We start from the raw sequence: 17,668 nt of genomic DNA on the forward strand, positions 1-17,668 counted from the left end.
GCCTTGCCGCAGGGGGCGGTGCTCTTTAGACTGGCGCCCTCCTTTTATTCATGAGCTGGGTCGATGCCAACAGTCTTCCCCGAAGATTCCGTCGGTCTGGTCTCTCCCCAGACGCTGCACTTCAGCGAACCCCTGGCCCTGGCCAGCGGCAGGACGCTGCCCGAATACCAGCTGGTGATCGAGACCTACGGCGAGCTGAACGCCACGGCGAGCAACGCCGTGCTGATCTGCCATGCGCTTTCCGGCCACCACCACGCCGCCGGCTACCACAGCCCCGACGAGCGCAAGCCGGGCTGGTGGGACAGTTGCATCGGCCCGGGCAAGGCCATCGACACCCGCAAGTTCTTCGTGGTCGCGCTGAACAACCTCGGCGGCTGCAACGGCTCCACCGGCCCCACCAACCTCGACCCGGCCACCGGCCGCGTCTACGGCTCCGATTTCCCGGTGGTCACCGTGGAAGACTGGGTCAACAGCCAGGCGCGCCTGGCCGACCGCCTGGGCATCGCGCAGTGGGCCGCGATCGTCGGCGGCAGCCTCGGCGGCATGCAGGCGCTGCAGTGGACCATCAGCTACCCCGAGCGCGTGCGCCACTGCCTGTGCATCGCCAGCGCGCCCAAGCTCTCGGCGCAGAACATCGCCTTCAACGAAGTGGCGCGCCAGGCCATCCTCTCCGACCCGGAGTTCCTCGGCGGGCACTTCCAGGAACAGGGCGTTATACCGCGCCACGGCCTGCGCCTGGCGCGCATGGTCGGGCACATCACCTACCTGTCCGATGACGCCATGGGCGAGAAGTTCGGCCGCGACCGCAAGGCCGAGAAGCTCAACTACGACCTCTACAACGTCGAATTCCAGGTCGAGAGCTACCTGCGCTACCAGGGCGAGGAGTTCTCCACCCGCTTCGACGCCAACACCTACCTGCTGATGACCAAGGCGCTGGACTACTTCGACCCGGCCTCCGCCCACGACGGCGACCTGGTGCGCACCCTGGCCGGAGTGAAGGCGGACTTCTGCGTGATGTCCTTCACCACCGACTGGCGCTTCTCCCCGGCGCGCTCGCGGGAGATCGTCGACGCCCTGATCGCGGCGAAGAAGAACGTCTGCTACCTGGAGATCGACGCGCCCCAGGGCCACGACGCCTTCCTCATGCCGATCCCCCGCTACCTGCAGGCCTTCAGCGCCTACATGAACCGCATCAGCGTATAAGGAAGCCCCATGCGCGCCGACCTGGAAATCATCCAAGACTGGATCCCCGCCGGCAGCCGGGTGCTCGACCTGGGCTGCGGCGACGGCGAACTACTCGCCTGGCTGGCCGAACACAAGCAGGTGACCGGCTATGGCCTGGAGATCGACAGCGAGAACATCGCCAAATGCGTCGAACGCGGGGTGAACGTCATCGAGCAGGACCTGGACAAGGGCCTCGGCAGCTTCGCCAGCAACAGCTTCGACGTGGTGGTCATGACCCAGGCCCTGCAGGCCGTGCACTATCCGGACAGGATCCTCGAGGAAATGCTCCGCGTCGGCCGCACCTGCATCATCACCTTCCCCAATTTCGGCCACTGGCGCTGCCGCTGGTACCTGGCGCGCAATGGCCGCATGCCGGTGTCGGAATTCCTTCCCTACACCTGGTACAACACGCCGAACATCCACTTCTGCACCTTCAAGGACTTCGAGGCGCTGTGCCGCGAGCAGCGCCTGCGGGTGCTCGACCGCCTGGCGGTGGACCGTGACCACCGTCATCGCTGGTCCTGCCGAGTTTGGCCTAATCTGTTGGGTGAAATCGGTATCTACCGGGTCAGCGGTCCAAGCCTGCCGGACCACCGCATCGCCGTCTGAACCGCCCGGGGCCCCGAAACCCAGGAGAAGAAAACCATGCGCCGCCTAGCCTCCCTGCTGTTCTGCCTGTTCCTGGCCCTGCCGGCCTTCGCCGAGCAGGCCACCACGCTGGGGGACCTCAAGGTCCACTACAGCGTCTACAACTCCAGCTTCCTCCAGCCCAAGGTCGCCGCGGCCGTCGGCGTGGTGCGCAGCAAGGCCCAGGGTGTGATCAACATCGTGCCGCTGGACGCCAGCGGCAAGCCGGCCCAGGTCACCGTCTCCGGCACCGCCAAGAACCTCATGGGCCAGTCGACCCCGCTGACCTTCAAGCGGGTGGTCGAGGAAGGCGCGGTCTACCACATCGCCCAGTTCCCCATCGAAGGCCGTGACACCCTGACCTTCGACATCCAGGTACAAAAGGGCTCCGAAGCCCCGCAAAGCTTCGAGTTCATGCAGGAAATCTACCCAGACGAATGATCAAGCTCGACCAACTGGTGCTGGCCAGTCACAACGCCGGCAAACTCAAGGAGCTCCAGGCCATGCTGGGCGCCCACGTGAAGGTGCGCTCCATCGGCGAGTTCAGCGACGTGGAGCCGGAGGAAACCGGCCTGTCCTTCGTCGAGAACGCCATCCTCAAGGCGCGCAACGCCGCGCGCATCTCCGGGCTGCCGGCGCTGGCCGACGACTCGGGCCTGGCGGTGGACCATCTCGGCGGCGCGCCGGGCATCTATTCCGCGCGCTACGCCGACGGCAAGGGTGACGCGGCGAACAACGCCAAGCTGCTGGACGCCCTGCGCGAGGTGCCGGACGAAGAGCGCGGCGCGCAGTTCGTCTGCGTCCTGGCCCTGGTACGGCACGCCGACGACCCGCTGCCGATCCTCTGCGAAGGCATCTGGGAAGGCAGCATCCTGCGCGAGGCCCGCGGCGAGCACGGCTTCGGCTACGACCCGCTGTTCTGGGTGCCCGAAAGCGGCTGCTCCAGCGCCGAACTGCCCCCCGAGCAGAAGAACCGCCTGAGCCACCGCGCCCGCGCCATGGCCCTGCTGAAGCAGCGGTTGGGGTTATGAAGGCAGCGGCGAGCCACAAGCCGCAAGCGACAAGTGAAAGCATGGACAGCTTGCAGCTTGAAGCTCGCCGCTTTCAGCTGCCGCCCCTGGCGGCCTACGTCCATATCCCCTGGTGCGTGCGCAAATGCCCGTACTGCGACTTCAACTCCCATGCCGCCGGCCCGGAGCTGCCCGAGGACGCCTACGTCCAGGCGCTGCTGGCCGACCTGGCGGCTGACCGGCGGCACGTCCACGGGCGCAAGCTGACCTCGGTCTTCTTCGGCGGCGGCACCCCCAGCCTGTTCTCCGCCCAGGCCCTGGGCCACATCCTCGAAGGCCTGGAGCGCGAAGTCGGTTTCGAGCCAGGCATCGAGATCACCCTGGAAGCCAACCCCGGCACCTTCGAACAGGCCAAGTTCGCCGACTACCGGGCCCTGGGCATCAACCGCCTGTCCATCGGCGTGCAGAGCTTCCAGGCCGACAAGCTCAAGGCCCTGGGCCGCATCCACGACGGCGGCGAAGCCGTGCGCGCGGCGGACATGGCGCGCCGCGCCGGCTTCGACAACTTCAACCTGGACCTGATGCACGGCCTGCCGCAGCAGAGCGTGGCCGACGCCCTGGCCGACCTGGAGCAGGCCATCGCCCTGGCCCCGACGCACCTGTCCTGGTACCAGTTGACCATGGAGCCGAACACGGTGTTCTGGAGCCAGCCGCCGGAACTGCCGGAAGACGACGCCCTGTGGGAAATCCAGGAAGCCGGCCAGGCCCGCCTGGCGCAGGCGGGCTACCGGCAGTACGAGACCTCGGCCTACGCCCGCGACGGCCTGCGCGCCCGGCACAACCTCAACTACTGGACCTTCGGCGACTTCCTCGGCCTGGGCGCCGGCGCCCACGCCAAGCTGAGCAGCCCGCAGGGCCGCATCCTGCGCACCTGGAAGACGCGCCTGCCGAAGGACTACCTGAACCCGGCCAAGGCCTTCCAGGCCGGCGAGCGCGAACTGGAAGCGGCCGACCTGCCCTTCGAGTTCATGATGAACGCCCTGCGCCTGGTGGACGGCGTCCCGGCGGCGCTGTTCGAGCAACGCACCAGCCAGCCCCTGCAAGCCATCGCCGAAGCCTGCCGCGAAGCCCGCGCCCAGGGCCTGCTGGCCGAGGACGACGAGCGCCTGCGGCCGACCGAGCGCGGCCAGCTGTTCCTCAACGACCTGCTGCAGCAGTTCCTGCCCTGAGGGAGGCCAGCGCGCGGCATGCGAGCGACCATCGTCCTGGTGATCTACAAGGAAAAGCTCAGCGATTCGCAGAGCTTCCGCAGCCTTCTGCAGAACCTGGCCCTGCTGGCCGCCCATGACTTCAGCCTGGTCATCCACGACAACAGCCCCACGCCCCAGGCACTGCCGCCCGGCGAATACCCCATCGCCGTGCACTACAGGCATGACCCGAGCAACCCGGGCCTTGCCGCGGCCTACAACCTGGCGCTGCGCGATGCCCGCGAGCGCGGCAGCGACTGGCTGCTGCTGCTCGACCAGGACACCCGGCTGCCGGAGGCGTACTTCCAGGAGCTGACGGAGCGGGCCGATGGCCTGGCCGTCGATTGCGTCTGCCTGGTGCCACAAGTCAGCGATGGCCAGCGCCAGGTCTCGCCCATGGACAACAGCCGCGTGCGCGCCAGCGCGGAAGGCATCGAGGCCGGCTATCGCAGGCACCAGGTGACCGCGATCAATTCCGGCGCCTGCTGGCGCACGGCCTGGCTGGCCCGGATCGGCGGCTTCAACCCCGACTTCCCGCTGGACTACCTGGACCACTGGGCCTTCCACCGCGCACTGTCCGACGGCAAACAGGTCTACGTCATGGCCGCCCGGGTCCGCCAGAACCTCTCGATCAGCAACCGCAACCAGGTTTCCCGGGCCCGCTACGAAAGCATCTACGAGTCGGAGTATCGCTACTACAGCCAGTACCGCACCGAGCTCTTCGCCAGTTACCGGCGCCACCTGCCACTGCGCCTGATCAAGCAGCTTCTGATGTTCCGCGAGAAGAAACTGGCCTGGAAGACGTTGCAGCTGCTGCTGCGAAAAACGCCTGGCGGCTGAACCACCCACCCGTCGCTCGGGTAAACTCCCCCGTCGACCGCCCCCGACCAAGGAGCCTGCATGGACTTCGCCCTCGACCTGATCGCCAGCGCCTCCCGCTGGAGCCGCAGCCATCTGTCCGATATCGCCCTGGCGATCATGGCCACCCTGCTGGTGCTGTTCGGCCCGGCGATCAACGCCTGGGTGCAGCAGCGCATCGGCAGCCTGAACTTCGTCTTCCGCACCCTGCTGTTCGTGCTCATCTGCGCCGTGGGCTACGGCCTGGCCATGGTCTTCGTCACCCCCTGGGTGGCCCACGGCCTGAACTACTTCAACAACTACACCCTGGCGCCGGTGCTGCTGTTGCTGTTCTTCATCATCGGCATGATCGCCGACCGCAGCTGACGGGCCTGCTAGTGTTTCCCCAGTAGCCAACGCGCAACTGGGGAAACGCCATGAAACCGATCAAGCACCTGTACCTGCACTTCGTCGACGGCCAGCGCCTGGCGCTGCGCTTCCCGCAACAGAGCGAGGACCCGGTGGAGGTGGCGCAGGGCATCCGCAAGCAGCTGGAGTCGCCCTGCCTGAGCATCGAGGTGGATGGCGACCTGCTGCTGATCCCGCGCAGCAGCATCAAGTACCTGCAGATCACCCCGGCGCCGCTGAGCCTGCCGGACATCACCGTGGTCGGCGCCGAGTTGATCGACTGAGCGCGAGCGGCAAGCCGTAGGGCGCATAACGCCCCAGGCGTTATCCGCCGTCGACCTTCGCGCCAGGGCCAGCGGCGGATAACCGCGAACGGTTATGCGCCCTACGCACACCTCCCGCCCGGAGCGGACCTTGTCCGCGATGGCCGGAGATTCCGGCGCGGTTCGCGGATGAGATCCGCTCCTACACCGCGCCACCTACGCCATTCCCCTGTAGGAGCGCGCCCTGCGCGCGATCGCGGGCAGGGCCCGCTCCTACAGCGTGCAGGACGTTTCGGCGGCTCAGGGCCAACGGCGGATAACCGCGAACGGTTATACGCCCTACGCACACCTCCCGCCCGTAGGAGCGGACCTTGTCCGCGATGGCCGGAGGTTCCGGCGCGGTTCGCGGATGAGATCCGCTCCTACACCGCGCCACGCACGCCATTCCCCTGTAGGAGCGCGCCCTGCGCGCGAAATCGCGGGCAGGGCCCGCTCCTACAGCGTGCAGGACGTTTCGGCGGCTCAGTCGACGCGCTGGAACTTCAGGTCCCAGACGCCGTGGCCGAGGCGTTCGCCGCGACGCTCGAACTTGGTCACCGGGCGCTCTTCCGGGCGCGGCACGTAGGTGTTGTCCGGGGACAGGTTGCGGTAGCCGGGCGCGGCGTTCATCACTTCCAGCATGTGCTCGGCGTACTGTTCCCAGTCGGTGGCCATGTGCAGGATGCCGCCGACCTTCAGCTTGCTGCGCACCAGTTCCGCCCAGGCCGGCTGGACGATGCGGCGCTTGTGGTGGCGCGCCTTGTGCCAGGGGTCGGGGAAGAACAGCAGCACGCGGTCGAGGCTGGCGTCGGCCACGCAGTCGCGCAGCACTTCCAGGGCGTCGCAGCTGTAGACGCGGATATTGCTCAGGTCCTGCGTCAGCATGCCGTTGAGCAGCGCGCCCACACCCGGGCGGTGCACTTCGACGCCGATGAAGTCCTGGTCCGGCGCCGCGGCGGCCATCTCCAGGGTGGCGTGGCCCATGCCGAAGCCGATCTCGAAGGTGCGCGGGGCCTTGCGCCCGAACACCTGGTCGAAGTCGCGCAGGCCGTCGGCCAGCTCCAGGCCGAAGCGCGGCCAGCCCTGGTCGAGGCCGCGCTGCTGGCCTTCGGTCATGCGCCCGGCGCGCATCACGAAGCTCTTGATGGTGCGCATCGGCCGGTCGGTGGCCTGCTCGGCCTGGGGCTGCTGGGTATCGCTCATGTTCGGACCTTGGAAAAAACGGGGCAGTGAAAGTGACGACGGGCCGGCCCGCGCCTGGCGAGCCGGCCCGCTCGGGGCGCCGCGCCGGGATCAGCCGATCAGGCCGCTCATCGGCGAGGAGGCGCTGGCGTACAGTTTGCGCGGCATGCGCCCGGCCAGGTAGGCCAGGCGACCGGCGACGATGGCGTGCTTCATGGCCTCGGCCATCATCACCGGGTTCTGCGCGTGGGCGATGGCGGTGTTCATCAGCACCGCCTCGCAGCCCAGTTCCATGGCGATGGTGGCGTCGGAGGCGGTGCCCACGCCGGCGTCCACCAGCACGGGAACGCTGGCTTCCTCGAGGATGATGCGCAGGTTGTAGGGGTTGCAGATGCCCAGGCCGGAGCCGATCAGGCCGGCCAGCGGCATCACCGCGATGCAGCCGATCTCGGCCAGCTGGCGGGCGATGATGGGGTCGTCGCTGGTGTACACCATCACGTCGAAGCCGTCCTTGACCAGCACTTCGGCGGCCTTGAGGGTTTCCACGACGTTGGGGAACAGGGTCTTCTGGTCGGCCAGCACTTCCAGCTTCACCAGGTTGTGGCCGTCCAGCAGCTCGCGGGCCAGGCGGCAGGTGCGCACCGCTTCCACGGCGTCGTAGCAGCCGGCGGTGTTCGGCAGGATGGTGTAGCGGTCCGGCGGGATCACGTCGAGCAGGTTCGGCTCGCCGGGGTTCTGGCCGATGTTGGTGCGGCGCACCGCCACGGTGACGATCTGCGCGCCGGAGGCCTCGATGGCGCGGCGCGTCTCGTCGAGATCCTTGTACTTGCCGGTGCCCACCAGCAGGCGCGACTCATAGGTACGCCCGGCGAGGGTGAAAGGCTTGTCGACCGGCAGGGTGGAAGAGGCTTGGCTCATCGGATCTTTCCTCAGCAAAAGCGGGTGGGGCGGGGCCTGAATTCGGTGGACGGCGGCCTAGCCGCCGCCGATGGCCTGCACCACTTCCACCTGGTCACCCTCGCGGAGGGCGGTGGCGGCGTGCTGGCTGCGCGGCACTATGTCCAGGTTCAGTTCGACCGCGACGCGGCGCCCTCCCAGTTCCAGGCGCTCGAGCAGGTGGGCCACGCTCTGGCCGTCGGGCAGCTCGTAGGGTTCGCCGTTCAACTGGATATGCATGGGCAGCACCGTCGCGATTGGAGGGGTGGGCATTCTAGCCCGAGAGCCGGCGATGACCAAGGCGCAAGCGGGCCATCGGCCGGCGATTCTGACGTCCGGGTCAGCCCGTCAGCCTCCAGGCCGCCAGGCCCAGGCACAGCCAGCCGGCGAGGAAGCAGACGCCGCCGATGGGGGTGATGGCGCCGAGCACCGGGGTGGCGGTCAGGGTCAGCAGGTAGAGGCTGCCGGAGAAGATCAGGATGCCGGCGACGAAGAACCCGCCGGCGAAGCCCACCAGGCGCCCGCCCAGGTGCGCCGAGAGCAGCGCCACGCCGAACAGGGCCAGGGCGTGGAGCATCTGGTAGTGCACGCCGGTCTGGAAGATCGCCAGGTAGTCGGCGCTCAGCCGGCTCTTCAGGCCATGGGCGGCGAAGGCGCCGAGGGCCACGCCGGTGAAGCCGAAGAAGGCGGCGAACAGCAGGAAGGTACGCAACATGGGAAAACTCCCTGGAAGGTCAAGCCCGTTATAATGACGCGCACTATCGCCCGGGAAAACCCATGCGCACTCTGTTCCGCCGCCTGATCAAGTTTCTTCTCTACTTCGCCCTGGGCAGCGTGGCCGTGGTCGTCGTCCTGCGCTGGGTGCCGCCGCCGGGCAGCATGCTGATGGTCGAGCGCAAGGTACAGTCCTGGTTCAATGGCCAGCCCATCGACCTGCAGCGCGACTGGCGCAGCTGGGACGAGATTTCCGGCAACCTCAAGGTGGCGGTCATCGCCGGCGAGGACCAGAAGTTCGCCGAGCACCACGGCTTCGACCTGCCGGCCATCGAGCAGGCCCTGGCCCACAACGGCCGCGGCAAGAGCATTCGCGGGGCCAGCACCATCAGCCAGCAGACCGCCAAGAACCTGTTCCTCTGGCCCGGCCGCAGCTGGCTGCGCAAGGGCCTGGAAGCCTGGTTCACGCTGCTGCTGGAGACCTTCTGGCCGAAGCAGCGCATCCTCGAGGTCTACCTGAACAGCGCCGAGTGGGACGACGGCGTGTTCGGCGCCCAGGCCGCCGCGCGCCATCACTTCGGCGTCGACGCCAGCCGCCTGTCGGCGCAGCAGGCCGCGCAGCTCGCCGCAGTGCTGCCCAACCCGCGCCAGTGGAGCGCCGCGCGCCCCAGCGGCTACGTCCGCCAGCGCGCCGCCTGGATCCGCCAGCAGATGTGGCAGCTCGGCGGCCCCGATTACCTGGAGCGCCTGCGCTGAGCCGCGCTCAGTGCGCCAGGCTCTCCCGTGGTACCACCTGCAGCCAGACCAGCTCGCCATTGCGGTGCAGCAGCGTCAGGCCGCGCTCGGGGTAGATCCAGGCCTCGCCGCGGTCGGTCTGCAGGCGCAGGCGCGGCGGGCCGAAGCTGGCCACCAGGCGGCCGACGCTCAGCGCCTGGCTGGGCGCCAGCAGCACCGAGGCCACCGCCTGCCGGCGCAGTTGCTCCAGCATGCCGTCGCTGAGCGGCTGGTCGGGCGCCCCCGGCGCTATGCCGGTAGCCTTCTGCAGGCTGCCGCGTTCCTCGTCGCTCAGCACCAGCTCGGCCTCCACCCGCCAGGGACCGTCGGGCGTACCCAGGGTGCCGCGGTAGCTCAGCTGGGCGCCCTGCCCGTCACGGGTCAGCCACAGCGCGCCGTCCTGCCAACTGTGCAACTGGCCGAGGTCGAGGGTGCCGTCGGCCAGGGGCCCGAACACCTCGCGCTGCCAGTCCTCCAGCCAGGCCGGCGGCGGCAGCGGCGTCGTGGAGCGCGCCACCCAGAGCCCGGCGGCGAAGGCCAGCAAGGCAAAGGCGAGGATCAGCAGGCCATGGGCCGGGCGTAGTCGGGGCATCGGGTCTCCGGGCATGCGCGGGCAGAAAAAAACCGCACCCCGAGGGGTGCGGTCTTCAGTCTAGCGGTGCAGCGGGCGCTTATGCCTCGATGCGCCCCTTGAGCTTGTTCATCGCGTTCTTTTCCAGCTGACGGATGCGCTCGGCGGACACGTTGTACTTGGCCGCCAGGTCGTGCAGCGTCGCCTTCTCCTCGGCCAGCCAGCGCTGGTGGAGGATGTCGCGGCTGCGCTCGTCCAGGCCTTCCAGCGCCTCGTGCAGGCTGGCGGTGGAGCTGTCGCTCCAGTCCGCTTCCTCCAGCTGGCGCGCCGGGTCGTAGCGATGGTCTTCCAGGTAGTGCGCCGGGGACTGGTAGGCGCTTTCGTCGTCGGCGTCGGCCGCCGGGTCGAAGGCCATGTCCTGGCCGCTCAGGCGGCTTTCCATCTCGCGCACTTCCCGGGCTTCCACGCCCAGGCTCTCGGCCACGCGCTCGACTTCGTCGTTGCTCAGCCAGGCCAGACGCTTCTTCTGGCTGCGCAGGTTGAAGAACAGCTTGCGCTGCGCCTTGGTGGTGGCGACCTTGACGATCCGCCAGTTGCGCAGGATGAACTCGTGGATTTCCGCCTTGATCCAATGCACGGCGAAGGACACCAGACGCACACCCATTTCCGGGTTGAAGCGCTTCACGGCCTTCATCAGGCCGACGTTACCCTCCTGGATCAGATCGGCCTGGGCCAGGCCGTACCCGGAATAACTCCGGGCGATGTGCACGACGAAGCGCAGGTGCGCCAGCACCATTTGCCGTGCCGCTTCCAGATCTTGCTCATAGAAGAGGCGTTCGGCCAGCTCGCGCTCCTGCTCCGGCGTCAACAGCGGGATGCTGTTCACCGAGTGCACGTAGGCTTCCAGGTTTGCACCGGGAACCAGGGCATAGACAGGTTGCAGGGAAGTGGTCATGCGAATCCTCCGATTCACGAAACTCGCGCAGTGTAGCACTGGGCGATCTGACTGCAAGCGGGTGTAAAAGTTCCTTTACAGCCAAAAAGAAAACAGGGGAAATCAGTCAGTTGTCAGCGCGGCGCCAGCTCCCGCAGGTGCCGCGCCACGGCCAGCCAGGCGCCGATCCAGCCCAGCAGCACCGCGCCTATGGTCAGCGACAGGCCGTCGTTCAAGGGCACGCCGGCCAGGGCGAAATCGCTGCCGTAGAGGCCGGCGAGGTTGACCACCGAGGCGTTCAGCCAGTTCAGGCCGAACTCCAGCAGGGCCCAGGACAGGATGCCGGCGCCCAGGCCGTAGAGCGCCCCCATATAAAGGAAGGGCCGGCGAACGTAGCCGTCGGTCCCGCCGACCAGCTTGATCACTTCGATTTCGTTACGACGGTTTTCGATGTGCAGACGAATGGTATTGCCGATCACCAGCAGCAGGGTCAGCACCAGCACCACGGTCAGGCCGAAGACGAAACGGTCGCCCAGCTTGAGGATGGCCGACAGCCGCTCGACCCACACCAGGTCCAGTTGGGCCTGTTGTACCCCGGGCAGCTCGGCCAGGCGTTGACGCAGGGCATCGAGCTGGTTGCGATCGACCTGCTTGGGCGTCACCGAGATCACCGCCGGCAGCGGGTTCTCCGGCAGCTCCTTGAGCGCCTCGCCCAGGCCGGACTGTTCCTGCAGCTCTTTCAGCGCGTCCTCGCGGCTGATCAGCTGCGCCTCGATCACGTCGGGCATGCGCTCGATCTGCTCGCGCAGGTCCTGGCCCTGGCTTTCGCTGGTCTTCAGGTCCAGGTACAGGGAAATCTGCGCCGCGCGCTGCCAGGAGCCGCCCAGGCGCTCGACGTTGCCCAGCAGCAGCGACAGGCCCATGGGCAGGCTCAGGGTGATGCCCATCACCAGGCAGGTGAAGAAGCTGCCGAAGGGGTGGCCGAACATCCGCTTGAGGCTGTCCACCAGGCTGGCGCGGTGGCTTTCGCCGTAGGCGCTGAACAGTTGGCCCCAGTCGGTGGATTCCTTCTCCACGCGCTCGCGGCTCTTCTTCGGCTGCGTGCCCTCTTCCGGGGCGTGCGGCAGTTGCTGGTCGTTCATCAGGCCTCCTCCTCGCGGTCCGCGATGATCCGCCCGCGCTGCAGGGTGATCATGCGATGGCGCATGCGCGCGATCAGCGCCAGGTCGTGGCTGGCGATCAGCACGGTGGTGCCGAGGCGGTTGATGTCCTCGAACACGCCCATGATCTCCGAGGCCAGGCGCGGGTCGAGGTTGCCGGTGGGTTCGTCGGCGAGCAGCAGCGCCGGGCGGTGCACCACCGCGCGGGCGATGCCGACGCGCTGCTGCTGGCCGGTGGAGAGGTCGGACGGCAGGTCCTCGGCCTTCTCCTTGAGGCTCACGCGGTCGAGCGCCGCCTCCACCCGCTGGGCGATCTCCGCCTTGGGCAGACCGAGGATCTGCAGCGGCAGGGCGACGTTGTCGAACACCGTGCGGTCGTTGAGCAACTGGTGGTTCTGGAACACCACGCCGATCTGCCGGCGCAGGAAGGGAATCTGCGCGGTGGTGATGCGCGCCAGGTCCTGGCCGCCGAGCAGCAGCTTGCCGGAAGTCGGCCGCTCCATCGCCAGGATCAGCCGCAGCAGGGTGCTCTTGCCGGCGCCGGAGTGGCCGGTGACGAAGAGGATCTCGCCGCGGTGGATGCGGAACGAGGCGTCATGCAGGCCGACGTGGCCGTTGGGATAGCGTTTGCCGACCTGCTCGAAGCGGATCATGCGGTCTCCCGGGTCTCGAACAATGCACGGACGAAAGCGTCGGCCTCGAAGGTGCGCAGATCGTCGATCCCTTCGCCGACGCCGATGTAGCGGATCGGCAGGCCGAACTGCTTGGCCAGGGCGAAGATCACCCCGCCCTTGGCGGTGCCGTCCAGTTTGGTCAGGGCCAGGCCGGTGAGTTCCACGGCGTTGTTGAACTGCTTGGCCTGGTTGATGGCGTTCTGCCCGGTGCCGGCGTCGAGCACCAGCAGCACCTCGTGGGGAGCCGTGTCGTCCAGCTTGCCGATGACCCGGCGCACCTTCTTCAGCTCTTCCATCAGGTTGTCCTTGGTGTGCAGGCGCCCGGCGGTGTCGGCGATCAGCACGTCGACGCCACGGGCCTTGGCGGCCTGCACGGCGTCGAAGATCACCGAGGCCGAGTCGGCGCCGGTATGCTGGGCGATCACCGCGATGTTGTTGCGCTCGCCCCACACCTGCAACTGCTCCACGGCGGCGGCGCGGAAGGTGTCGCCGGCGGCCAGCATGACCTTCTTGCCGTCCATCTGCAGCTTCTTCGCCAGCTTGCCGATGGTGGTGGTCTTGCCCACGCCGTTCACCCCGACCACGAGGATCACGTAGGGCTGTTTTTCAGCGGTGATGGCCAGCGGCTGCTCGACCGGGCGCAGCAGCCCGGCCAGCTCTTCCTGCAGGGCCTTGTACAGCGCCTCGCTGTCGGCCAGCTCCTTGCGCGCCACGCGCTTGGTCAGGTTCTGCACGATGGCGGTGGTGGCCTCGACGCCGACGTCGGCGGTCAGCAGGCGCGTCTCGATCTCGTCGAGCAGGTCGTCGTCGATGGCCTTCTTGCCGAGGAACAGGCTGGCCATGCCCTCGCCGAGGCTGGCGCTGGTCTTCGACAGGCCCTGCTTGAGGCGGGCGAAGAAGCCGGGCTTGGCCGGTTCGACGGCGGCGGGCTTCTCGACGGCGGCGGGCGCGGGCGCTGCGACCGGCGGTTGTTCCGCGGCCGGAGCCGGAGCCGGAGCCGGAGCCGGAGCCGGAGCCGGAGCCGGAGCCGGAGCCGGAGCCGGGACAGGCTCGACCACGGGCGCGGCGGGGGCAACGGGCGCTACCGCCTCGACCGGGGGCTGCGGTTCGCTGGCGACCTGAGGCTCGGCCGGGCGGACCGGCTCCAGCGGCTCGGCGGGCAGGCTTTCGGCCGGCGGGGCTGGCGCCAGCGGTTCGGCGGGGGCAACGGGCAGCGGCGTGCGCAGCTCATCGATGGGCGCCGGCCGGGGCGCTTCGGCTGCCGGGGCCGGTGCGGCCTGCTCAGGCTGCGCCGCCGGGCTTTCCGCCGGCTGCGCGGGGGCCGCCTCGGCTTCGGAGGCTGGCGCTACGGTCTCTTCGGCCTGGGGTTTCTTGCGGAACCAGCTGAACAGGCCTTTCTTGTCCCCGCCCTGCGGGGCCTTCTTGTCGTCGTTGGAACCAAACATGAATGGCTTGCATCTCAAGGGAGCGGCACGGGACGTGGCCGCCCGGAAAACGGATGGGTATCCTAGCATCTCCTCGCCTGCCGGGGTTAGGCGGCTGCCCGACAGTCATCCCGCCACCCAACGGGCCATCAGCAAGGATCCGTTCGACCATGAAAAACCCTCCACGCCGCACGCTCGGCCTGCTCTGGGGCGTGCTCTGCCTGCCGCTGTTCGCCCTCGCCGCCGAACCCCAGCCGACCCACGAATACGTACTGGACAACGGGCTCAAGCTGGTAGTTCGCGAAGACCACCGCGCCCCCGTGGTGGTCTCCCAGCTCTGGTACAGGATCGGCTCCAGCTACGAGACGCCCGGCCTCACCGGCCTGTCCCACGCCCTGGAGCACATGATGTTCAAGGGCAGCAGCAAGATGGGCCCGGGCGAGGCCTCGCGCATCCTGCGCGACCTCGGCGCCGAGGAGAACGCCTTCACCACCGACGACTACACCGCCTACTACCAGGTGCTGGCCAAGGACCGCCTGCCGGTGGCCTTCGAGCTGGAGGCCGACCGCATGGCGCACCTGACGCTGCCGGCCGACCAGTTCAAGAGCGAGATCGAGGTGATCAAGGAAGAACGCCGCCTGCGCACCGAGGACAAGCCCTACGCCCTGGCCTACGAGCGCTTCAAGGCGGCGGCCTACCTGTCCAGCGGCTACCACTCGCCGACCATCGGCTGGATGGCCGACCTGCAGCGCATGACCATCGACGACCTGCGCGCCTGGTACAAGGCCTGGTACGCGCCGAACAACGCCACCCTGGTGGTGGTCGGCGACGTCCAGCCCGAGGAGGTCAGGGCCCTGGCCCAGCGCTGGTTCGGCGACATCCCGCGGCGCGAACTGCCGCCGGCGCGCAAGCCGCTGGAAGTGCCCGACCCGGGCGAGCGCCGGCTGACCCTCCAGGTGCGCACCCAGCTGCCCAGCCTGATCATGGGCTTCAACGTGCCCAGCCTGGGCAGCAGCGAGAACCCGCGCGAGGCGCACGCCCTGCGGCTGGTCTCCGCGCTGCTCGACGGCGGCTACAGCGCCCGCCTGTCCTCGCGCCTGGAGCGCGGCCAGGAACTGGTGGCCGGCGCCTCCGCCTCCTACGATGCCTTCGCCCGCGGCGACACCCTGTTCACCCTGAGCGCCACCCCCAACGTGCAGAAGGGCAAGACCCTGGAGCAGGTGGAGAAGGCCCTCTGGCAACAGCTCGACGAGCTCAAGACCACCCCGCCCAGCCAGGAAGAACTGGAGCGCGTGCGCGCCCAGCTGATCGCCGGGCTGGTCTTCGAGCGCGACTCCATCGCCGCCCAGGCCAGCAGCATCGGCCAGCTGGAGAGCGTCGGCCTGTCCTGGCGCCTCGCCGACCAGGACCTGGAAGCCATCCGCCAGGTCACCGCCGAAGACATCCAGAAGGCCGCCCGCACCTATTTCGTCCGTTCGCGCCTGACCCTCGCCCAGGTGCTGCCGCAAGCCGATACCGACAAGGAGCCGACCCATGAGTGAACGAAACGGCCTGCGCTACGGCCTGCTCGGCCTGGTCGTCCTGCTGCTGGTCGCCGGCCTGGCGTTCTGCGTCAGCCGCCCCGCCGGCGGCAGCAACCCCACCCCGCAGGCGCCGGCCACGGCAACGCCCAGCGGCCTGCAGTCGCTGGCCGAGGCCGCCGGCAAGAAACCCGGACACCGCCAGCTGGACATCCAGCGCTGGACCACCGCCGAAGGCGCCCGCGTGCTCTTCGTCGAGGCCCACGAGCTGCCGATGTTCGACCTGCGCCTGACCTTCGCCGCCGGCAGCAGCCAGGACGGCGACGCCCCCGGCCAGGCCATGCTGACCAACGCCATGCTCAACGAAGGCGTGCCGGGCAAGGACACCAGCGCCATCGCCGCCGGCTTCGAGGACCTGGGCGCCGACTTCATGAACGGCTCCTACCGCGACATGGCGGTGGCCGGCCTGCGCAGCCTGAGCGAGAAGGACAAGCGCGACGCCGCCGTGGCCCTGTTCGACCAGGTGGTGGGCCAGCCGACCTTCCCCGAGGAAGCCCTGGCGCGCATCAAGAACCAGGTGCTGGCCGGCTTCGAGTACCAGAAGCAGAACCCCGGCAAGCTGGCCGGCCTGGAACTGTTCAAGCGCCTCTACGGCGACCACCCCTACGCCCATTCCAGCGACGGCAACGAGCAGTCGGTGCCGAAGATCGGCACCGCCCAGCTGCGCGCCTTCCACCAGAAGGGCTACGCCGCCGGCAACACGGTGATCGCGCTGGTCGGCGACCTCAGCCGCGCCGAGGCCGAGGCCATCGCCGCCAAGGTCTCCGCCTCGCTGCCCAAGGGCCCGGCGCTGCCGCCGGTGGCCATGGCGCAGGTGCCCAAGCCCGGCGCCAGCCACATCGAGTTCCCCTCCAAGCAGACCCACCTGCTGCTGGCCCAGCTCGGCATCACCCGCAACGACCCGGACTACCCGGCGCTCTACCTGGGCAACCAGATCCTCGGCGGCGGCGGCTTCGGCACCCGCCTGATGGACCAGGTGCGCGAGAAGCGCGGGCTGACCTACGGCGTATCCTCCGGCTTCACCGGCATGCAGGCGCGCGGCCCCTTCACCATCGGCCTGCAGACCCGCGCCGAGCTGAGCGAGGGCACCCTCAGGCTGGTCCAGGACATAGTCCGCGACTACGTGAAGAACGGCCCGACGCAGAAGGAACTGGACGACGCCAAGCGCGAGCTGGCCGGCAGCTTCCCGCTGTCCACCGCGAGCAACGCCGACATCGTCGGCCAGCTCGGCGCCATCGGCTTCTACGGCCTGCCCTCGGACTACCTGGAGACCTTCCTGGCCCAGGTCCAGGCGCTGGACGTGGACAAGGTCAAGGCGGCCATGCAGCGCCACGTCGACCCGGACGCCTTCGTCGTCGTCACCGCCGGCCCGACCGTGCCGCAGAAACCGCTGCCGCCGCCCACCGACAAACCGGCCGAACAGCCCCTCGGCGTTCCGGAGCATTGATGAACAGACGACCCAAGGCCCCCGCCCAGGCCGCCCGCCAGCACGGCGGGCAGGGCCAGCTGCGCATCATCGGCGGGGAATGGCGCAGCCGCCGCTTCGCCTTCCCCGAGGGCCCGGGCCTGCGCCCGACCCCCGACCGGGTGCGCGAAACCCTGTTCAACTGGCTGGCCGCCTACGTGCCCGGCGCCCGCGTGCTCGACCCCTTCGCCGGCAGCGGCGCGCTCTTCCTCGAAGCGCTGTCCCGCGGCGCCAGCCGCGGCACCGCCCTGGACCTGAACCGCGAAGCCGTGGCCGCCCTGCGCGGCCACCTGGCCACGCTGAAATGCGAGAACGGCGAAGTGCAGCTGCAGGACGCCCTCGCCTACCTGGCCAAGCCGGCCCCCGAGCCGGTGGACCTGGTATTCCTCGACCCGCCCTTCCACCAGGACCTGCTGCAGAACGCCTGCCGCCTGCTGGAGGAAAACGGCTGGCTGGCCCCCGACGCCTGGGTCTACACCGAGAGCGAAAGCGTCCCCTCCAGCCTCGGCCTGCCGGCCAACTGGCGGCTGCATAGGGAGAAGCAGGCGGGGAATGTGCATTACGCGCTGTGGCGGCGCAGCAGCCAATAAGCCAAACCA

Annotated in this window: 21 protein-coding genes; 12 read left to right on the top strand and 9 right to left on the bottom strand. The window is 68.7% G+C overall.

Annotation, left to right across the window (positions count from 1 at the left end):
- The first annotated feature begins 63 nt into the window (after positions 1-63).
- From PKO50_RS28610 to PKO50_RS28645, 8 genes are read left to right on the top strand one after another with little or no spacing between them, the layout of a single operon-like run.
- A complete protein-coding gene (locus PKO50_RS28610) occupies positions 64-1,203 on the top strand; it encodes a homoserine O-acetyltransferase (RefSeq protein ID WP_109932583.1) in 1,140 nt (379 codons plus the stop codon).
- A gap of 9 nt (positions 1,204-1,212) precedes the next feature.
- A complete protein-coding gene (gene metW / locus PKO50_RS28615) occupies positions 1,213-1,833 on the top strand; it encodes a methionine biosynthesis protein MetW (protein WP_109932585.1) in 621 nt (206 codons plus the stop codon).
- Between the two features lie 36 nt (positions 1,834-1,869).
- On the top strand, positions 1,870-2,292 hold the full coding sequence (locus PKO50_RS28620; protein ID WP_109932587.1) for a DUF4426 domain-containing protein: 423 nt from the start codon (positions 1,870-1,872) through the stop codon (positions 2,290-2,292).
- Positions 2,289-2,882, top strand: coding sequence for an RdgB/HAM1 family non-canonical purine NTP pyrophosphatase (gene rdgB / locus PKO50_RS28625; protein ID WP_275627911.1), 594 nt, complete (start codon positions 2,289-2,291; stop codon positions 2,880-2,882). Before PKO50_RS28620 ends, rdgB begins: the two co-directional genes overlap by 4 nt.
- A gap of 41 nt (positions 2,883-2,923) precedes the next feature.
- The gene (gene hemW / locus PKO50_RS28630; RefSeq protein ID WP_275627912.1) at positions 2,924-4,090 is read left to right on the top strand and encodes a radical SAM family heme chaperone HemW; all 1,167 of its coding nucleotides are present in this window, start codon (positions 2,924-2,926) and stop codon (positions 4,088-4,090) included.
- 18 nt (positions 4,091-4,108) lie between these two features.
- Entirely contained in the window at positions 4,109-4,948 is an 840-nt protein-coding gene (locus PKO50_RS28635; protein ID WP_275627913.1) for a glycosyltransferase, read from the top strand.
- Between the two features lie 60 nt (positions 4,949-5,008).
- On the top strand, positions 5,009-5,332 hold the full coding sequence (locus PKO50_RS28640; RefSeq protein WP_009615221.1) for a DUF3392 domain-containing protein: 324 nt from the start codon (positions 5,009-5,011) through the stop codon (positions 5,330-5,332).
- Positions 5,333-5,382: 50 nt separating this feature from the next.
- On the top strand, positions 5,383-5,637 hold the full coding sequence (locus PKO50_RS28645) for a hypothetical protein (protein ID WP_009615219.1): 255 nt from the start codon (positions 5,383-5,385) through the stop codon (positions 5,635-5,637).
- Between the two features lie 501 nt (positions 5,638-6,138).
- Here the strand turns inward: PKO50_RS28645 and trmB are convergent.
- The 4 genes from trmB to PKO50_RS28665 form a co-directional block, all read right to left on the bottom strand.
- Positions 6,139-6,810: a tRNA (guanosine(46)-N7)-methyltransferase TrmB gene (trmB, locus tag PKO50_RS28650; protein WP_275630541.1), complete on the bottom strand. Its 672-nt coding sequence runs from the start codon at positions 6,808-6,810 to the stop codon at positions 6,139-6,141.
- Positions 6,811-6,948: 138 nt separating this feature from the next.
- A complete protein-coding gene (locus PKO50_RS28655; protein WP_275627914.1) occupies positions 6,949-7,755 on the bottom strand; it encodes a thiazole synthase in 807 nt (268 codons plus the stop codon).
- Positions 7,756-7,812: 57 nt separating this feature from the next.
- Positions 7,813-8,013, bottom strand: a complete 201-nt coding sequence (gene thiS / locus PKO50_RS28660; RefSeq protein ID WP_089390964.1) for a sulfur carrier protein ThiS — start codon at positions 8,011-8,013, stop codon at positions 7,813-7,815.
- 100 nt (positions 8,014-8,113) lie between these two features.
- Entirely contained in the window at positions 8,114-8,488 is a 375-nt protein-coding gene (locus tag PKO50_RS28665; protein ID WP_089390965.1) for a DUF423 domain-containing protein, read from the bottom strand.
- Between the two features lie 62 nt (positions 8,489-8,550).
- Here PKO50_RS28665 and mtgA point away from each other — a divergent pair, with 62 nt between their 5' ends.
- Complete coding sequence (gene mtgA, locus PKO50_RS28670; protein WP_109934088.1) at positions 8,551-9,243, top strand: monofunctional biosynthetic peptidoglycan transglycosylase; 693 nt, start codon at positions 8,551-8,553, stop codon at positions 9,241-9,243.
- A gap of 7 nt (positions 9,244-9,250) precedes the next feature.
- Here mtgA and PKO50_RS28675 read toward each other — a convergent pair whose 3' ends face one another.
- The 5 genes from PKO50_RS28675 to ftsY form a co-directional block, all read right to left on the bottom strand.
- Complete coding sequence (locus PKO50_RS28675; RefSeq protein WP_109934087.1) at positions 9,251-9,853, bottom strand: hypothetical protein; 603 nt, start codon at positions 9,851-9,853, stop codon at positions 9,251-9,253.
- Between the two features lie 79 nt (positions 9,854-9,932).
- Complete coding sequence (gene rpoH, locus PKO50_RS28680) at positions 9,933-10,787, bottom strand: RNA polymerase sigma factor RpoH (protein WP_109934086.1); 855 nt, start codon at positions 10,785-10,787, stop codon at positions 9,933-9,935.
- A gap of 113 nt (positions 10,788-10,900) precedes the next feature.
- Positions 10,901-11,908, bottom strand: coding sequence for a permease-like cell division protein FtsX (gene ftsX / locus PKO50_RS28685; RefSeq protein ID WP_109934085.1), 1,008 nt, complete (start codon positions 11,906-11,908; stop codon positions 10,901-10,903).
- Positions 11,908-12,579, bottom strand: a complete 672-nt coding sequence (gene ftsE, locus PKO50_RS28690) for a cell division ATP-binding protein FtsE (protein WP_009615202.1) — start codon at positions 12,577-12,579, stop codon at positions 11,908-11,910. Before ftsE ends, ftsX begins: the two co-directional genes overlap by 1 nt.
- A complete protein-coding gene (ftsY, locus tag PKO50_RS28695) occupies positions 12,576-14,045 on the bottom strand; it encodes a signal recognition particle-docking protein FtsY (RefSeq protein WP_275627915.1) in 1,470 nt (489 codons plus the stop codon). Before ftsY ends, ftsE begins: the two co-directional genes overlap by 4 nt.
- 149 nt (positions 14,046-14,194) lie before the next feature.
- Between ftsY and PKO50_RS28700 the strand changes: the two genes are divergently transcribed.
- The 3 genes from PKO50_RS28700 to rsmD are packed head-to-tail and all read left to right on the top strand — an operon-like array spanning position 14,195 to position 17,659.
- Positions 14,195-15,565 (top strand): pitrilysin family protein, encoded by a 1,371-nt coding sequence (locus PKO50_RS28700; protein ID WP_275627916.1) that lies wholly within the window; start codon positions 14,195-14,197, stop codon positions 15,563-15,565.
- Positions 15,558-17,051 (top strand): pitrilysin family protein, encoded by a 1,494-nt coding sequence (locus tag PKO50_RS28705; protein WP_275627917.1) that lies wholly within the window; start codon positions 15,558-15,560, stop codon positions 17,049-17,051. Before PKO50_RS28700 ends, PKO50_RS28705 begins: the two co-directional genes overlap by 8 nt.
- On the top strand, positions 17,051-17,659 hold the full coding sequence (gene rsmD, locus PKO50_RS28710; RefSeq protein ID WP_275627918.1) for a 16S rRNA (guanine(966)-N(2))-methyltransferase RsmD: 609 nt from the start codon (positions 17,051-17,053) through the stop codon (positions 17,657-17,659). Before PKO50_RS28705 ends, rsmD begins: the two co-directional genes overlap by 1 nt.
- Positions 17,660-17,668 lie beyond the last annotated feature (9 nt).

Origin of the sequence: Pseudomonas sp. 273 (genome assembly GCF_029201425.1) — a bacterium.
GTDB classification, from domain to species: Bacteria; Pseudomonadota; Gammaproteobacteria; order Pseudomonadales; family Pseudomonadaceae; genus Pseudomonas; species Pseudomonas delhiensis.

Coding starts and splice junctions, on each gene's coding strand:
- ftsE (WP_009615202.1), bottom strand. CDS start 12,579: ATGATCCGCTTCGAGCAGGTCGGCAAACGCTATCCCAACGGCCACGTC.
- ftsX (WP_109934085.1), bottom strand. CDS start 11,908: ATGAACGACCAGCAACTGCCGCACGCCCCGGAAGAGGGCACGCAGCCG.
- hemW (WP_275627912.1), top strand. CDS start 2,924: ATGGACAGCTTGCAGCTTGAAGCTCGCCGCTTTCAGCTGCCGCCCCTG.
- PKO50_RS28665 (WP_089390965.1), bottom strand. CDS start 8,488: ATGTTGCGTACCTTCCTGCTGTTCGCCGCCTTCTTCGGCTTCACCGGC.
- PKO50_RS28705 (WP_275627917.1), top strand. CDS start 15,558: ATGAGTGAACGAAACGGCCTGCGCTACGGCCTGCTCGGCCTGGTCGTC.
- trmB (WP_275630541.1), bottom strand. CDS start 6,810: ATGCGCACCATCAAGAGCTTCGTGATGCGCGCCGGGCGCATGACCGAA.
- PKO50_RS28635 (WP_275627913.1), top strand. CDS start 4,109: ATGCGAGCGACCATCGTCCTGGTGATCTACAAGGAAAAGCTCAGCGAT.
- PKO50_RS28640 (WP_009615221.1), top strand. CDS start 5,009: ATGGACTTCGCCCTCGACCTGATCGCCAGCGCCTCCCGCTGGAGCCGC.
- ftsY (WP_275627915.1), bottom strand. CDS start 14,045: ATGTTTGGTTCCAACGACGACAAGAAGGCCCCGCAGGGCGGGGACAAG.
- PKO50_RS28655 (WP_275627914.1), bottom strand. CDS start 7,755: ATGAGCCAAGCCTCTTCCACCCTGCCGGTCGACAAGCCTTTCACCCTC.
- PKO50_RS28645 (WP_009615219.1), top strand. CDS start 5,383: ATGAAACCGATCAAGCACCTGTACCTGCACTTCGTCGACGGCCAGCGC.
- rpoH (WP_109934086.1), bottom strand. CDS start 10,787: ATGACCACTTCCCTGCAACCTGTCTATGCCCTGGTTCCCGGTGCAAAC.
- metW (WP_109932585.1), top strand. CDS start 1,213: ATGCGCGCCGACCTGGAAATCATCCAAGACTGGATCCCCGCCGGCAGC.
- PKO50_RS28675 (WP_109934087.1), bottom strand. CDS start 9,853: ATGCCCCGACTACGCCCGGCCCATGGCCTGCTGATCCTCGCCTTTGCC.
- rdgB (WP_275627911.1), top strand. CDS start 2,289: ATGATCAAGCTCGACCAACTGGTGCTGGCCAGTCACAACGCCGGCAAA.
- rsmD (WP_275627918.1), top strand. CDS start 17,051: ATGAACAGACGACCCAAGGCCCCCGCCCAGGCCGCCCGCCAGCACGGC.
- PKO50_RS28700 (WP_275627916.1), top strand. CDS start 14,195: ATGAAAAACCCTCCACGCCGCACGCTCGGCCTGCTCTGGGGCGTGCTC.
- mtgA (WP_109934088.1), top strand. CDS start 8,551: ATGCGCACTCTGTTCCGCCGCCTGATCAAGTTTCTTCTCTACTTCGCC.
- PKO50_RS28620 (WP_109932587.1), top strand. CDS start 1,870: ATGCGCCGCCTAGCCTCCCTGCTGTTCTGCCTGTTCCTGGCCCTGCCG.
- PKO50_RS28610 (WP_109932583.1), top strand. CDS start 64: ATGCCAACAGTCTTCCCCGAAGATTCCGTCGGTCTGGTCTCTCCCCAG.
- thiS (WP_089390964.1), bottom strand. CDS start 8,013: ATGCATATCCAGTTGAACGGCGAACCCTACGAGCTGCCCGACGGCCAG.